The 14,624-nt window shown below is 65.3% G+C and carries 12 protein-coding genes; 8 read left to right on the top strand and 4 right to left on the bottom strand.

The window, feature by feature from the left end:
* Positions 1-96 precede the first annotated feature (96 nt).
* The gene (locus ONA70_RS03515) at positions 97-258 is read left to right on the top strand and encodes a hypothetical protein (RefSeq protein WP_265004860.1); all 162 of its coding nucleotides are present in this window, start codon (positions 97-99) and stop codon (positions 256-258) included.
* Positions 259-400: 142 nt separating this feature from the next.
* Positions 401-2,836: a M14 family zinc carboxypeptidase gene (locus ONA70_RS03510; protein WP_265004859.1), complete on the top strand. Its 2,436-nt coding sequence runs from the start codon at positions 401-403 to the stop codon at positions 2,834-2,836.
* 128 nt (positions 2,837-2,964) lie between these two features.
* Here the strand turns inward: ONA70_RS03510 and ONA70_RS36835 are convergent, their stop codons facing one another.
* Positions 2,965-3,555, bottom strand: a complete 591-nt coding sequence (locus ONA70_RS36835; protein ID WP_406601137.1) for a GIY-YIG nuclease family protein — start codon at positions 3,553-3,555, stop codon at positions 2,965-2,967.
* A 43-nt stretch (positions 3,556-3,598) separates the two neighbouring features.
* Positions 3,599-6,676, bottom strand: a complete 3,078-nt coding sequence (locus ONA70_RS03500; RefSeq protein ID WP_265004857.1) for a DUF3427 domain-containing protein — start codon at positions 6,674-6,676, stop codon at positions 3,599-3,601.
* A gap of 340 nt (positions 6,677-7,016) precedes the next feature.
* On the opposite strand from ONA70_RS03500, the gene ONA70_RS03495 reads away from it, so the two are divergent.
* The 3 genes from ONA70_RS03495 to ONA70_RS03485 are packed head-to-tail and all read left to right on the top strand — an operon-like array spanning position 7,017 to position 10,646.
* On the top strand, positions 7,017-7,385 hold the full coding sequence (locus tag ONA70_RS03495) for a CU044_2847 family protein (protein ID WP_265004856.1): 369 nt from the start codon (positions 7,017-7,019) through the stop codon (positions 7,383-7,385).
* 6 nt (positions 7,386-7,391) lie between these two features.
* Positions 7,392-9,962, top strand: a complete 2,571-nt coding sequence (locus ONA70_RS03490; protein WP_265004855.1) for a S1 family peptidase — start codon at positions 7,392-7,394, stop codon at positions 9,960-9,962.
* Between the two features lie 9 nt (positions 9,963-9,971).
* Positions 9,972-10,646 carry a hypothetical protein gene (locus ONA70_RS03485; RefSeq protein WP_265004854.1) on the top strand — a complete coding sequence of 225 codons (675 nt, stop codon included), beginning with the start codon at positions 9,972-9,974 and terminating at the stop codon, positions 10,644-10,646.
* Between the two features lie 53 nt (positions 10,647-10,699).
* Here the strand turns inward: ONA70_RS03485 and ONA70_RS03480 are convergent, their stop codons facing one another.
* Positions 10,700-11,194, bottom strand: a complete 495-nt coding sequence (locus ONA70_RS03480; protein ID WP_265004853.1) for a flavoprotein — start codon at positions 11,192-11,194, stop codon at positions 10,700-10,702.
* On the bottom strand, positions 11,191-12,438 hold the full coding sequence (locus ONA70_RS03475; RefSeq protein ID WP_265004852.1) for a helix-turn-helix transcriptional regulator: 1,248 nt from the start codon (positions 12,436-12,438) through the stop codon (positions 11,191-11,193). Before ONA70_RS03475 ends, ONA70_RS03480 begins: the two co-directional genes overlap by 4 nt.
* A 249-nt stretch (positions 12,439-12,687) precedes the next feature.
* Between ONA70_RS03475 and ONA70_RS03470 the strand changes: the two genes are divergently transcribed.
* The 3 genes from ONA70_RS03470 to ONA70_RS03460 are packed head-to-tail and all read left to right on the top strand — an operon-like array spanning position 12,688 to position 14,332.
* Positions 12,688-12,933: a hypothetical protein gene (locus ONA70_RS03470; RefSeq protein ID WP_265004851.1), complete on the top strand. Its 246-nt coding sequence runs from the start codon at positions 12,688-12,690 to the stop codon at positions 12,931-12,933.
* Positions 12,930-14,087, top strand: a complete 1,158-nt coding sequence (locus ONA70_RS03465; protein ID WP_265004850.1) for an FAD-binding oxidoreductase — start codon at positions 12,930-12,932, stop codon at positions 14,085-14,087. Before ONA70_RS03470 ends, ONA70_RS03465 begins: the two co-directional genes overlap by 4 nt.
* A complete protein-coding gene (locus tag ONA70_RS03460) occupies positions 14,084-14,332 on the top strand; it encodes a DivIVA domain-containing protein (protein ID WP_265004849.1) in 249 nt (82 codons plus the stop codon). The genes ONA70_RS03465 and ONA70_RS03460 overlap by 4 nt, the downstream gene beginning before the upstream one ends.
* Positions 14,333-14,624 lie beyond the last annotated feature (292 nt).

Below are 14,624 nucleotides of genomic sequence, written 5' to 3'. Positions count from 1 at the left end.
GATCCACTGAGGAGGTGACGGCATGCCCCGGCCGGGACCGGTCCGGGCTGGCGGGCCCGGTGGGCGAGACGACTCGTCCATGAGCCGGCCCCCGGCGTGTGCGGCTACTTCACCTGTGTGGACGGCTTCTGGGGCGGCAAGGGCTACCTGATCGTGTGCGACGACGGCCGGATCGGCATGGTGGGCGGCCCCACCGGCAGGTGCCCCGAGCGCGCCGGCCGGAAGAACCCGGTGTACGCGGACCAGCCGGCCCCTTGATCAACCGGTCACGTGCTCCGTTCCGCGCCCATCGATCTTGACTGACTGATGAGACGGCGATCACACTTTGCCCAGCTGCGGCAGCCGAGGTCCGTCCGCCTCGACTGCGCGGCCGTCAGGATCGCCTCGCGGAAGGACTCTCATGAGGAGTACAAGAAGATCCAGCGGACCGCGCCGGTTCTTGGCCCTGCTCGCGCTACCGCTGGCGCTCGCCGTCAGCGCACCCGGCCTTGCCAGCCCGGACAGCGCGGCGGTCCCCGACCGGTCGTCGACCGGACAACAGAACGGCGTCGGCCTGATGCGCATCGTCGTCGCCGACAAGTCGGGCATCGACCGCCTCAACGAACTCGGCGTCGACCTCGCCGAGTACGTCAAGCCGGTCGATAACGGCATCGAGGTGCACGCGATCCTCAGCCCCGAGGAGAGCCAGGCGCTGCGGGACAAGGGCTTCGACGTGCAGGACGCCATCTCCGACCAGAGCGACTACGCCGAGACCATGGCCGAACGGTCCGCCTCGATCCGGGCCGCGGCAGCCGCGACGGCCAGCACCGACACCCTGACCGTGCTGCGCGCCGAATGGTTCTCCAGCCTCGACAACCAGCTCTTTCTCAACATCGAGGTGAAGTCGAGCGCCGGCACCGACGCGACGACGGTGCTGACGACGAGCTGGGACAGCGGGCCCGGCACGGAGATCGGCTCCGGCGGCACCGCCACCATGTCCCGGTTCACCGACGCCGGCCAGTACATGTATCACCGGTTCAGCAACCCGGTCCCCATCACCGCCGCACCGGCCAGGGCCACCATCACCAGCAACAAGGGCGGCTCGGTCACCGTCGACGTCGCCAAGTGGCTGGGCAGCCCGCGCAAGGCCACCGGCGACCACCCGTACGTGTCGGACTTCGTCGACCACTACATGGATCCGACCGAGGTCACCGCGCGGTTCACCGGCCTGGCCGCGGAGTTCCCGAAGCTGACCCAGCTGATCGACCTGCCCTACAAGACGAACGGCTACCGGCGCAACGCGCAGGCGCAGTTCGGCACCGCCGCGGCGAGCACCATCTACGTCACCTCGAAGGCGTACGGCTCCGAGGGCGGCAACGACGTCACCATGTCGCTGGTCAACCCGGGGGCGGCGAACGCCCCGCTGACGGTGAGCGTGTCCGGCAAGGCCGTCACGGTGAACCTGGCCACCAACGGCTCCGGCGCGATCACCAGCACGGCGGCGCAGGTCGTCGCCGCGGTCAACGGCAACGCCGACGCGGCGAAGCTGCTCACGGCCAGCACCTACCGGGGTGACGCCGGCGCGGGCGTGGTGGCCGCCGCTCCGGTGACCCAGCTGACCGACAACCTGAAGGCACCGGCGAGCGTGTCCCGCGAGCCGTTCCAGATGAAGGTGCTGCGGATCGGCAAGCACCGCGACGGCTCGAAGGTCGGCGTCTTCCTCTACTGCCAGGAGCACGCCCGGGAGTGGGTGACCCCGCTGGTCTGCGTGGAGTCGGCCGAGCGGCTGCTGCGCAACTACGCGCAGGACCCGAACACCCGCAAGATCGTCGACGACCTGGACATCTTCATCCTGCCGGTCGTCAACCCGGACGGCGCGCACTACAGCATGTACGACTTCAACATGCAGCGGCGGAACATGACCAACTACTGCCCGGCGTCCAACGCGGACCCGGGCCGCCGCAACTCCTGGGGTGTGGACGTCAACCGGAACTTCTCGGTCGGTTCCGTCTTCGACGGCTACGTCGGCGCGTCGGCGACCAGCTGCACCAGCGACACGTTCGCCGGGCCGAGCGAGCTGTCCGAGCCGGAGGCGCGCAACGAGGTCTGGCTGGTCGACAACTTCCCGAACATCAAGCTCTCCATGAACACCCACTCCTACGGCGGGTACTTCATGTGGCCGCCGGGGGCGTACAAGTCCGCCGGGCGGGAGGTGCTGCCGCGGGTCGACCAGGGCACCGAGGCGTACTTCTGGACCTCCTCGGACTACATCCTCTCCCGGGTGCAGGAATACCGTGGCACGGCGATCTGGCCGGGCCGCACCGGACCGGTGACCGACGTGCTGTACTCGGCGGCCGGCAACAGCGCCGACGAACACTGGTACAACCGGGGCATCATCGGCTGGGACTTCGAGGTCGGCGCGGACGTCTACAACCCGACCACCAAGCGGTTCACCGCAGTCGGCTTCCAGCCGCCGTTCGCCGAGGGGCACGAGGAGGCGATGGAGTTCGCCAACGGCAACATCGCCATCCTCGAGGTGGCCCGGGCGTACGCGACGGACAAGATCCAGCCTCGGACGTCGCTGAAGGTCGTCGAGCAGGAGGCGGGGGCTACGGCGTTTACCTTCAGTACGAGTGAGCCGGCGAACGTGTACTACACGCTCGATGGCAGCCGGCCGACGTTCAACTCGCCCAAGCTGGCCCTGGCCGGCATGCGCGAGGGGGTCCAGAACATCACGGTGAACAGCAGCACCACCGTCAACTGGTTCTCGATCGACATCGCCGGCAACGTCGAGAGCAACTACAAGCCGGACGGCGAAGGCAGCAACTACAACAAGCAGCGGGTGGGCGTTCAGTAGCCGATTGACCGCTTGAACACTGGTGGCCGTCGACCACGGGTCGGCGGCCACCAGCCTGTGGAACGCCGGCCCTTAGGGCAGTGAGCGGCACCCCGCCGGGCCGGCGAGCCTGGCAGCGGCGTAGCCGGTTACCGCTCTACTGGCAGCAACCGAGCTTGCGCCCGCTGCGCGGCGCGCAGTGCGGAGAGCTGGCTGTGGAAGGAGGAATGGCGGTTCTGGTCGAGGTTGAGCGGCAGAACGCACGTCCGAATCAGTTCTTCCTCAAGCTTCCAGGGGTGATCCGCTGGGGTCCAGACGACCTGGGCGTGTTCGGCCATCCAGTCCGTGAGCCGCTTCTCGCCCTCTCGGCCGAATGTCAGTCGCATGCTGCTGCCGACGCGTCGTAGCCCAATCGCGAGCTCGTTGGCGAGGAGCGAGCCAAGGGTCAGACGGAGGGTCGACACGGAGGCGTTGCCTCGGTAGTGACTACGGATTCGGCTGCGGATCGTCTGTCGGCTCGGAGGTCGCCCGTTGCTCGGTGGTGCCTTCGGTGAGATGCCCACGTAGAGCAGCACTGCCCCGTGCTGCTTGTGGCATCCACTGACTGGCACGAGGGGCGGCGGCGAGGTGAAGTACCACGCGTAGACACCAGGAGCTGCAGGTATTGGGCAGTCCCGCCCGCGTATCTCCTCAGCCCGGTACAGCCGTGCGGGACTCAGCAACGCGTCCTCGGGGGCCACGAGTGCTCCTCCTCGCCTACCTGAAATGTCGTCCGTGGTGACCTTATGCGGCAATCGCTCGGGCAGCCGTATACATGTCGGCTGGTAGCGGATGCGCCAGCTCCCAGATGATCCGCATGGGCCGCTCCCCGCTGTGCTCCCGGTACGTCATCGGGCCGGCATACAGGTAGGCCGGCACGCCCATGTTCCCTTCGGCGACCTTGGTCTCCCGCACGAACAGGTGCACCGTCGACCCCTGCTTCTCGTGGTGGATGTATCGCTGCCCGGTCGCCGATGCCGAGGTCGTGGTGCTCTGCGACTCCCACTGGAACAGCGTTTCGGTGATGGCCCGGTCGGCGTACATGGTGGTGGGGGAGTAGTGCTGCTCGGACTTCACCAGCGTCACGAAGAAGATGTCGGCCTGCTCCTCGGCCAACCACTTCACGCCTTCCCGCAGCGACCCCGGGTTCGGCATCCCGAACGCCGCACACGCCTCGTTGCGGCTGTACCGGGCGTGCACCCGCAGCGGCACCCGGCCCAACCCAACCGGCTCGGTGACCCGGTGGATTCGCTCCCGCAGCACCTCCGCAACCTGGCGCAGCTCGGCACAACGCGCCGGCTCCGCCCAGAGCCGTGCCAACCGCTCGTCCCGCTGCGATAACGGCACGTTTGGTCCCCACAGGCTGAAGTGCAGCATGTCCAGCAGCCGCCCCTCGGGTACCGGCCCGCCAGCCGCCACCTGCTCCCACAAAGTCAGTCGGTCCAGGTCGTCCGTGTGCAGCATCCGCCCGATCGCCCGCGCCAGCTCCCGATCAGCCGGGCCTGGCGTGGAGGCCTCCACCCCGGCCAGCCGCCGCAGCCCGGCCCAGCCGCCCAACGTGGCCGACCGGTACACGTCCTCGATCTCCAGGCCGGTGTCTCGCAGGAACTCCGCCAAGGACACGTCCCCGAGCTGCCGCAGCTCTGCCACCATGCTGTTCTTCGATGACGGAACCGCACGCTCCAGGTTGCGGAGCACCACCGCCTTGGCGACCCGGTCCAGCTCGATGTGGCAGCCGCTGGGCAGCATCGGGAAGTCCTGCTCGACCGCGTCGTACACCTCTCGGCGGCTGACCCCGGTCAGCGCCCGCCAGCGCAGATCGAAACGGAAGTTGGCGTGCTGCCCGCCGATGAAGTCGAGCACTGTCAGACAGGGCTTGTCGTCGTCCAGGCGCAGCCCACGGCCAAGTTGCTGAAGGAAGATCGTGGCGCTCTCGGTCGGTCGCAGCAGGAAGATCGTGTCGACCATCGGCAGGTCGACGCCCTCGTTGAACAGGTCAACGGTGAAGAGCACACGCAGCTTGCCGGCCTTGAAGTCACGAAGCAGCCCGTGTTGCGCCGGCCGGTCGACATCCGAAGTCACCGCCGCCGAGGAGACACCGTGGCGGTTGAACCACTCCGCCATGAACTCGGCGTGCCCGATGCTCACGCAGAAGCCCAGCGCTCGCATGCGCCTCACGTCAACGAGATCCTGGGCGGCGCGCAGCACCAGCCGCGCCCGCGCCTCGTTGCCGGTGTAGACGTTCTCCAACTCGCCCTTGTCGTAGCCCTGCCCGCGCTTCCATGTGAGGTGCGACAGGTCCACGTCGTCGTGCAGCCCGAAGTAGTGGAAGGGCGCCAACAGCTGCCGGTCCAGGGCTTCCCGTAGATGCAGCTCCACGGCCGCATGCCCGTCGAACCACCGCCGCACGTCCCGCCCGTCGGCGCGGTCGGGGGTCGCTGTCAGCCCCAGGAGTACGCGCGGTCGCAGCCGCTCCAGAAGTTGCGCATACGTCTTCGCCTCGGCGTGGTGGAACTCGTCCACGATCACCATGTCGAAGGCTTCGGGGTCGATCTCCTGCCGATGCAGCGACTGGATAGAGGCGAACACGTGCCGCCATTCCGTTGGCCGTTCCCCGGCAACCAGCCTCTCGCCGAAGCTGCCGTCGCCCATTACCTGCCGGAACGTCGAGCGGCTCTGCCGCAGGATCTGCTCCTGGTGCGCGACGAACAGCAGCGAGTCGACCTTGCCGGCCTTGTGCAGCCGGCGGTAGTCCAGGGCCGCGACCACCGTCTTGCCGGTGCCAGTTGCCATCACCACCAGGTTCCGCCAGCGTCCGTGCACCTCCCGCTCGGCGGTCAGGTCGTCCAGGATCTCCCGCTGATACCCGTACGGCCGGACCTCAAGGTTCGCGATCTCCATGGGGCCGTCGTCGTCGGTGCGTTCGCCCCGCAACGCGTGCCCCAGTCGCTCGCCATCCTTCGCCGGGTCGTACGTCTCGAACGCCGGGTCGTTCCAGTAGTCCTCGAAGGTGGCGGTGAAGGTGTCGATGACGTGCGGCTGCTCGACATTCGAGATGCGGACGTTCCACTCCAAGCCGTCGACCAGTGCGGACTTCGACAGGTTGGAGGAGCCGACGTAGGCGGTGGTCATGCCGTTATTGCGACGGAAGAGCCACGCCTTGGCGTGGAGGCGGGTGGTTCTGGTCTCGTACGAGACCTTGATGTCGGCGCCCAGCTCGGCGAGCCGGTCCAGGGCGCGCTGGTCGGTGGCGCCCATGTAGGTGGTGGTGATGACGCGGAGGCGGCCACCACGGGCGGTTAGCTCGCGGATGGCGGACTCGATGAGGCGCAGGCCGTGCCACTTGATGAAGGCACACAGTAGGTCGACGGACTCCGCCGAGGCCATCTCGTAGGTGATCTCGTGGCCGATGCGCGGCTGATGGCGGCCATTAACCAGCAGTGCACTTGCAGAGATTGATGTGCTGGGGCGCTGAGGGAACGTTGGCGACGCAGGCGATCGCGGCTGAGCCGCGACGGCCTGCAGTATCCGTTGCTTGTCCGCAATCCGATCTTCGCCGTCAACCGCCTGTGGATCCGCCTCAGCAAGCGCTTCCGCAATCTGATTAGTTAGTTCGATTTGCCGGGCAATCCGGTATTTGCCTTCAGGAACGGATAGCAGCACCCGGCGGACGAGCGCGGCAACATGGCGAGCCAGCATGTACGGCGCATCGGCAGGGTCAAGTATGCCCTGCTGCACCACCGACGGATCGAGGTGCCTCAGCTCGTTATCCAGTCGTTGAGTGATGAGGTGCTCGTAGAGGCCCGGCCCAATACTTGTCACCTGTGTAAACTACCCCGCCCCTTGTTGGAACTTGGCCCCGCAGCGGCCACAGTGTCGGCTCTACGACACTTCCGCTCAGATGTCGGTGAAGTACGCAGTCCTTTCGTTTTGGCCACGGGTTCGGCCAGGGCCTAGGCGGCCCCAACATGTCGCCTGAGCTGCCTGAACGTCCCTCCTTCTACACTGGAGGCATATGCGGCTGAGTCGGCCGTCGACGCAGGCGAGCGGCTCGGCCATGCCACCCCGGCAGGCTCCCGGGGCTCCATCCCGGAGACACCGGCGGTAAGGTCTGAGAACACCCACCTCGTCCACCATGCGCTATCTGCAATGGAGTAACACTATGCTCTACAAGCTGGTCCCCCTTGAAATCGATGGGGCGACTGTATTAGTTGAGGCTGAAGAACTTCCTGGTTCAAAGCCTACAAGCGCAACTAGTCAAGGCGCCCGCATTCAAGGACTGCTCGACCAGGCGGAGTTGGTGATTGAGCACGTTGCGCGGGTGGCAATTCGGTCCAGTCAAGGACTAGCTCGGCAGGCTGCTCGTCCATCGCAGATTGAAGTGCAGTTCGGTGTCAAGTTCTCTGCGCAGGGAAACATCATTCTTGCGCGAGGCTCAGGCGAGGCCACTCTCGCAGTCAAGGTGGTGTACGGAAGTGCTGCAAGCGGTGGAGAAGATGATTCCTTTCCTGAAACGACGAGCGGAGAGTGATTATCGATGGCTGTTGATGGATTGCGAGAAGCTGCCTGGGTTGGCAAAGTTATCGCGAGCAATGGGGAGGCGGCGGGTACCTGCTTTCAGGTGGACGCGGGGTACATCGTCACGGCATACCATGTGGTTGCTCATGCGTTGAGCCGAACAGCAGACGAAAACGTTGGAACAGGCGAGCATGTTTGGTTTGCTGCGCTTGGCGCGCCACTGGAGGACCGTCACATTGCGACCGTCCTTGCCGTCGATGAAGTTCACGATCTTGCCGTTTTAAGGTCAGAACATACTCTTCCGGCATCGATCAGCCACCTTGCACTTTCAGATATCCAGGCACCGGGCACAGAGTTCCTCCTTACTGGCGTAGGCAATCTGGCTGAGGGTGTGACAACTGAGCTATATGGCCGGCTAAACGCCCGTGGCAACTGGGATGGAACAACTCAAGATCCAGCCGGAAGGGTCCGAGCGTCTGGCACCGCCACCGCAACTGAACACGGCATGAGTGGCTGCCCAGTTGTGCGGACTCATGATGGTGCAGTGATCGGGGTGCTTAGCGAGCGTTATGAAAGTGCGTCGGCGTGGTCGCGAGGGAGGGTATGGATAGCACGTATTGAAAACCTGTTGGCGCTTCTTCCCTCCGATGTGTCCCTACCGGTGCAGCGAGTCGACAGAAGCGTTAGGCAGGCGCGCTCTAACGCGCTCGTGCAGGAGCACGTGGACCGCATAGCCGTTTCGGAAAGCCCCTACTTCATGGAAGTTCCGGAATGGGGAGAGTTTTGGAGCAAGGGCGTCACTGCGCTTCGGCAAGGACATGTGCTCATCGTGTCGGGACCGCCGGGCTTCGGAGTTACGACGTTTGCGGAGAGACTCCTTTCTCTAGCGTGTGATAGAAGAATCGAGATAATCAGGCTTGAACCTGAAGAGTGGGAAGCGCCGTCGGTGGCAGCTATACCCGCTGAGCCTTGGCGTGCTTATGTGCTAAACCTAAGAGATCCTGAACATGATCAACCCAAGGAGGGCTTTGTTCAGGACCTGGCGGATTTAGGTGAAGAGCTGAAGGAGTTGCAGTCGAGGCTAGTCATCACGGTCACCGATGGTATTTGGAATTCCGTCGGTGCTCGAATGGCGCCTAACTTGTGTCGAGTTCGTCTCAATAGCCCTCCGAATCCGGTCGAGCTGGTGAAGCATTACTTCAAGATGACTTCTCCGGCTCTTGTGGATGTCGTTGGTGCGGGCTCAGTAGCTCGCCATCTGGAAGGCATGAACGCCGTTCAGGCCGTACAATCGGTAGCGAACATCAGGCACTGGATCGAGTTCGAAACTGCCGATGGTGCTAGTGTGCACGAATTGGTTGAGAAGATTTCCACGCGCCTTGACGACCATCTTGACACACTTAATGTGCTTTTTGGGGACGCTGTAACGGCCCCTGGCCGTCTTTCGACGTCTGCAACAGTCACCCCGGCTAGCTGGTGCCAACCTCTAGCCGTGCATGATCGCTGCCTAATCCTGACGCTTGCGTTCAAGGGATCAGCTAGGCTAGCTCAGGTTGAAGCTGACTCTCGGCGACTGCTATCACGCCTCGGAGGCATGGAGTCTTCTAGAAAGTCCGCAGCGCTGGGATCGCTGGATGAGATATTTGCAAGGCCCGGCCTTCGTGGACGGTTGGCGCACATTGGAGCTGAGGTCACAAGCGGCGAGATCGTCAGGTTCAGGCGCCCGACCATGGCTGGTGCGACTGTACGGTATGTGTGGGACAACTATTCTGACATGAGGCCAGCAATTGTAGATTGGCTGGTTGATCTCGCTGACTTGAGCGACGGCACTCATTCTGCCGAAGAGTGGCTCGCTGATCTGGTGGTACGCAACCAGGACGTTGATTTCATCAAAAATACTCTCAAAAGAACATTGGCCAACCAAGAGCGCGAAGGAATACTGGTCGAGGTTTTGCTCGCTGCCTTGGAGGATGAACACATGCGTAGGCAGTGCGAGCGACTTCTCTATTATTGGGCCGATCAGTCGGACCTTCAGCGGGTTGTAGTGAAGGTTGCCAAGGGCTATTTTCTGAGAACACAGCAAGAAATTGCCTTGCGGCGGATTCAGCGTGTGGCGGACTCGCCTAAGGCACCGACGCAAGTTCTTGAGCTTACGGCGTCCTCTTTTGCGGAATTTGTTCGTCGGGTCGAAAGTCGTGAGGCGTTCCGTGAAGTGGTTGGCGGATGGATCCGAAGTTCACCAACGAAGCGGTCATCGCTCATAGGCTTCGCCGCACTCCTAGGCTGTGAGGGTGGTCTGGAGTGGCTGCTGAGCCTGCGTAGTTCGGGGGTGCTGGTCTCTCCTCTCCTTGTTGAACTGTTCTCTAGTCCGCTTGGACAGCCCGCGTTGATTGCGCTATTGACTGCGGCTAGTAGGGAGATCGAGACCTATAACCAAGTACTGGATTGCTTGGCTGAGGCCATCCAGAAGGAGGGTAGGTTGGCCACCATTCTTGCGCTTCCGAAGGCGCTGGAAGGGGTGGCGATGGATGCGAACCCGATCGTTGATCTGTCTGCACGTCTTCACCTAAGCTTGGTCGATCGGGGTTAGCTGCAAATTATGGACCTCCATTTTCGCAAGCTCCGGAGCGTCGCCTTTCGCGATCCGTTTTTGCTGCGCTCCGGCACGCATGAGCATCATTTCCAAGTAAAAGTGAGCGCGAACTTCCGAGCGGGGGGCACTCCCCACAAAGATGTTGGCGCTCTGGTTCGCCGCGACATCTATCTGGCAGCATCGGCTGAGGCTATGCGATGGCAGGCTGACGAAGCTCATCATTTCGAGGATGCTTTGAACGCCGAGTTCGGTCTGGCCAGGAAGTGCAAGGCCGGATGTTATAGGAGGCTAACTGCCTGTTTCGCAGTGAAAGTAGCTGCTACTGGCCGCCAAGCGGCTATAGAGGCTCGCGAAGATAAGGCTCGCGTCGAGCGTCTTAGGGCCTTGAAGGTGGCCCTCTATTCGGACCCTGCGTTGTTCTTGATTTCACAGATCGAGAAAAATCCGAATCTGGCTATCGATCAAACTAAAGTAGATGAAGCGTGGCGAATCTCCGGCCTGCTTCGGTCCAGCGAAGACTGGTGGGCCCCCGTAATGCGGGCGTGGGGGGATCTCGCTCGGGGGTTTCAAACGCCCGAATCGGCATCGATCGCACTTAAGGTTTTGGTAGACTGTATAGAGCGCCTAGATCGGACTTTGATAGATCGGCATCGAATAGCTGCGGGTCTGGAAGAATCTTGACTATGTGCTGGTCGCAGGTGCCGGACATGAGGCGCAATCGGCTTCTGATATGGCTAACCGCTGCTTTTCAGCCGCATTGAAATCGACGTCCAGGAGGATTCAACAGACATTGGCGTCACGACGACGCCCGTCTCTCGAAGTATTGCCAAGTTTCCGCGGTAAGTCGGATGGGCGGCGAGCCGCGCTTTAAGGTTCGGGAAGGCGAATACCGGAACGCCTGCGCCGAGCGCCTCGTTCAGGATTCCGAGCGCGAGTGTGTCATTGATCCCCAGCGCCCACTTGTTAATGACGTTGAACGTCGCCGGCACCACGGCAACGACGTCGGCCGGCGGATGCGGCTCCGGCTCACCCGGCAGTCGCCACTCCACCCGCACCGGATACCCCGTCTGCCGCGCCAACGCCTCCCGATCGATCCAGGTCGCCGCCGTCGGCGTAGCGGTCAGACAGACGGTCCAGCCATCTTCCTGGAGCAGCCCGATCAGCTCACCGATCCGCAGCACTGGAGGGGCGGCGCAGGCCACCAGAGCCAGCACACCTCGTTGGGTCATGCCAACAGCCCAGCTCGCTCCGCCAAGGGCCGCAGCCCCGGCGTCGCCGCTCGCCGCTCCTTCGCCAGCAGGTCGAGCAACAGCGCCCGCGCCTGCACGTTGGCGTGGACCACTTCAGCGCCCACCCGCTCGGCTTCAAGCAGGTGCAGCACTGATACCGACCTGTCGCCAGACGACATCAGCGCCGCTGCCGCCAGGTCGACGTGCACCTGCGCGCGCCGGCCGACCAGCACCGCCGGCAACCGCGACGTGTCGAGCCGCGCCCCGATCTCCAGCGCTTGATCGGCGTTGCCGGCCCGAACCGCAGCGGAGACCGCGTGGATGACGACATTCGTCGGACCGAAGCCCGTCCAGAGCCGGTTGCGGTCCGAGCCGAGCACTGTCGCCAGCTCACCGGCCTGCGCCAAGAGCTGGCCCGCTTCCTTCGGGTTGCCTTGCCCGGCGGCCATCACGGCAGCCAGAAGTAACAACGCCCCTTGTGCGGAGAGCAGGTCCGGATCGCCAGCAGAGCCAGCACCAGCTAGGCGGCTAATGCTGGCGAGCACGATCTGTTCGGCCTCGGCCGCTCTCCCGGGCAGCCGCATGAGCCCGCATGCCGCCTGGTAGGCGGCCATGGCCGCCAGCGCCTGGTCGTCGGCGAGCCGGGCGGCGGTGGAGGCCCGATCGGCGGCCAGCAAGGCGCTGTCACCGTCACCCACCTTGGCAGCCAGCTTCGAAGCGGCAATGTAGGCGGCAGCGAGCAGCCGGAAGGCATTGCTGCGATGAAGTCCGGCGGCGTCGCCGGCCAGGGCCGTTGCCTGGCTGAGGACGTCCGGCAGTAGACGCGCCGTCGAGGTGTAGCTCGCCCGCTGGTAGAGGTTGTGCACCCGGCCTACTGCCCGTCGCACTTCGACAATCGACGGAGTCGGTCCGTTGGGAGCCGCCAGGTAGCTGGTGAGGAACGCCCGGAGGCCGGCCAGCAGTTCCGGTCGGGCAGCACCGGAGGCGGGACTACGCGCGTCATCTCCCATGGCCTGCCCTCGATGTGCTGCCACCGACACGTCGACGAGCATGTCGTCGAGCTGTTCGAGCGTAACCCCCAACGCGGAGGCGATCCGGGTTCGATGCCACGGCTGAGGGTCCGTCTCGGCGTTCTCCCAGCGCACCACGGTCGACCGTTCCACGCCGAGAAGTTCGGCCAGGCGCTCCTGGCTGTACCCGAGGGCCTTACGCCGCTGGCAGAGCCGGTGTCGCTTCAGGGCCACGCCTGATCTCCCTCCGTTCTGCCGCCACTGTAGTAACACTCCGTTGATTGCGCGGGTACGCAGACGCCACAGTTCTGCGTCACTGAGGCCCCTCCGGCGCTGTAGTTCCTGCTCAGTCCAGACACGACGCTGGTCGCATGGCCCGGGGCGGGTGCTGGGCTCCGGCCGAGTCGTTCCCCCGTACGGCGGCGGCCGTCCCCGCCCGCTCCGGTGCCACTCCACGCTTCACGACGCCGGAGGCGCCCACCGATGTCCGCCGTACTCGCCGACTTTCCCGTGCTCACCCCGGTCACTGACGAGGACCTGGCGCTCGCCGTACACGCGGTCCGCGTCCACGCCCCGGAGTCCTGGCCGCAGGGCCGGCTCTGCCGCAGCGAGCGCGTCCCGTACCCGTGCCGCCTGGCCCGCTGGGCCCACGCCACGATCCACGCCGCCGGCCTCACCGCCGAGCAGTTGACCGTGCCGGACCAGGGCAGCGGGGAGCGAAAGGCATGACCGAAGCCGGGATACCCGAGGCGGTCACCCGTTGGCTCAGCCTGGTCGCGGCGGACGCGGAGCTGTCCCCGTACCTGATCGGGGTGGACCGGGACCGGCTGGCGGCCCATGTGGCGCGGGCGCTGACCAGCGGGACCGAGGTCCCGAGCCTGGGTTGGTCCGAGGCCGAGCACCGCCGCGCGGAGAGCTACCTGAACAGGAGCACGTTCTGGGAGCAGATCGAGGACCGCTACCCCGGCCTGCTGACCGAACAGGAGGCCCCGCTGATCGAGGCCGCCCTGCGCCGGCTCGCCGGCGACGACAGCCGCCCCAACCGGCTGGCGCTGCTGAGCATCCTGGGCCGCGCCTACCGGCGCTTTGGCCTGCGCGCGGAGCACGGAAGGATCATCGACGAGGCGCTGAAGCGAACCGTCCCGTGGCGACTGGTCGAGTGGGCGGCCACCCGGGTAGGTGACGGCCCGGCCTGGTGGCCGGTCGAGGTGCTCGACCACGACCTGGCCTGCGACGGGGTCGCCGTCATCACGGTACGGCCGTGGCGGCGGCTGCCCTACCAGCCCGGGCAGGCGGTGCCGGTGTGCACGCCGCGTCGGCCCGGCCGGTGGCGCTGGTACTGCCCGGCGAACGCGCCGCGCCCGGACGGCACCGTCGAGCTGCACGTCCGCGCGGTCCGCGGCGGCGCCGTCTCCACCAGCCTGGTCCATCAGGTACGCCCCAAAGAGCTGCTCCACCTCGGCCCACCGGCCGACACCGGGCTGAGCCTGCACGACGGGGACCTGTTGCTGATCGCCGGCGGGACCGGGCTGGCGCCGCTGCGCGCGATCGTCGAGCAGGTCGCCGCCGCCCCGGACGGTCGGCGGGTGACGCTGGTCACGGGAAGCCGTGACGTGGCGAGCCTGTACGACGCGATCACCCTCGACAAGCTCCAGCAGGCCCACGACTGGCTGACCGTCGTGCCGGCGTTCTCCCACGACCTCCTCGCCGAGCCGGGGGAGCGGGGCGACGCGCTGACCGTCGCCCTCGACCATCTGCGCGGTGAGCAGCAGGTGTACGTGTGCGGGCCGCCGCTGATGCTGGCCGGCTCGCGGCTGCGACTGCTCGCCGCCGGGGTGCCGGCCGAGCGGATCCACCTGCCGGAACGGATCCCGTGGCGATGACCGTCTATCGCAGCCGGCACGCCCTGCGCGGCCCGCTCACCCCGGACCGGATCGCCGCGCTGCGGCTCCCGACGACCAGGCGCGGCTACCGCCCCGAGGACGTCGACGCGCTGCTGCACCGGCTCGCCTTCGAGCTGCATCGGCGCACCGAGGAGCGGGACGAGGCACGCGACGAGAACCGGCGCATCAAGCGGGCCCTGCGCAGCTGGCAGTCGGCCGAGGCGGCACGCCGACTCGCTCGCTGACCCTGCTCGCGTACCGCGGCGTCGGTGCGGTCGTAACCTCCCCGGCCACCATATCCGCTGGTCAGGAAGGTTGCCACCGCAGGTCTGCCTCTGGTTTGCTACGAAGCTTCGAGTTCAGCGTGACTCATGACGAGGCATCAGGACGACGTGCGGGTCGGCTGGTGCCCGGCTTTGATGCCGGAGTGTTGCATCGATGCACTTCTTTGTAATTCCATCTTGATCGGCAGGCCCCGCAATCCCACTCGCCCCGGGAGGACTCATGTCCCTACGCAGCGTCGTATCGTCGCTGGCT

It is taken from the genome of Micromonospora yasonensis, from assembly GCF_026013475.1.
Lineage (GTDB): Bacteria > Actinomycetota > Actinomycetes > Mycobacteriales > Micromonosporaceae > Micromonospora > Micromonospora yasonensis.
Note: the sequence above shows the minus strand (reverse complement) of the source record. Positions and strands in the feature narration are given on the sequence as shown.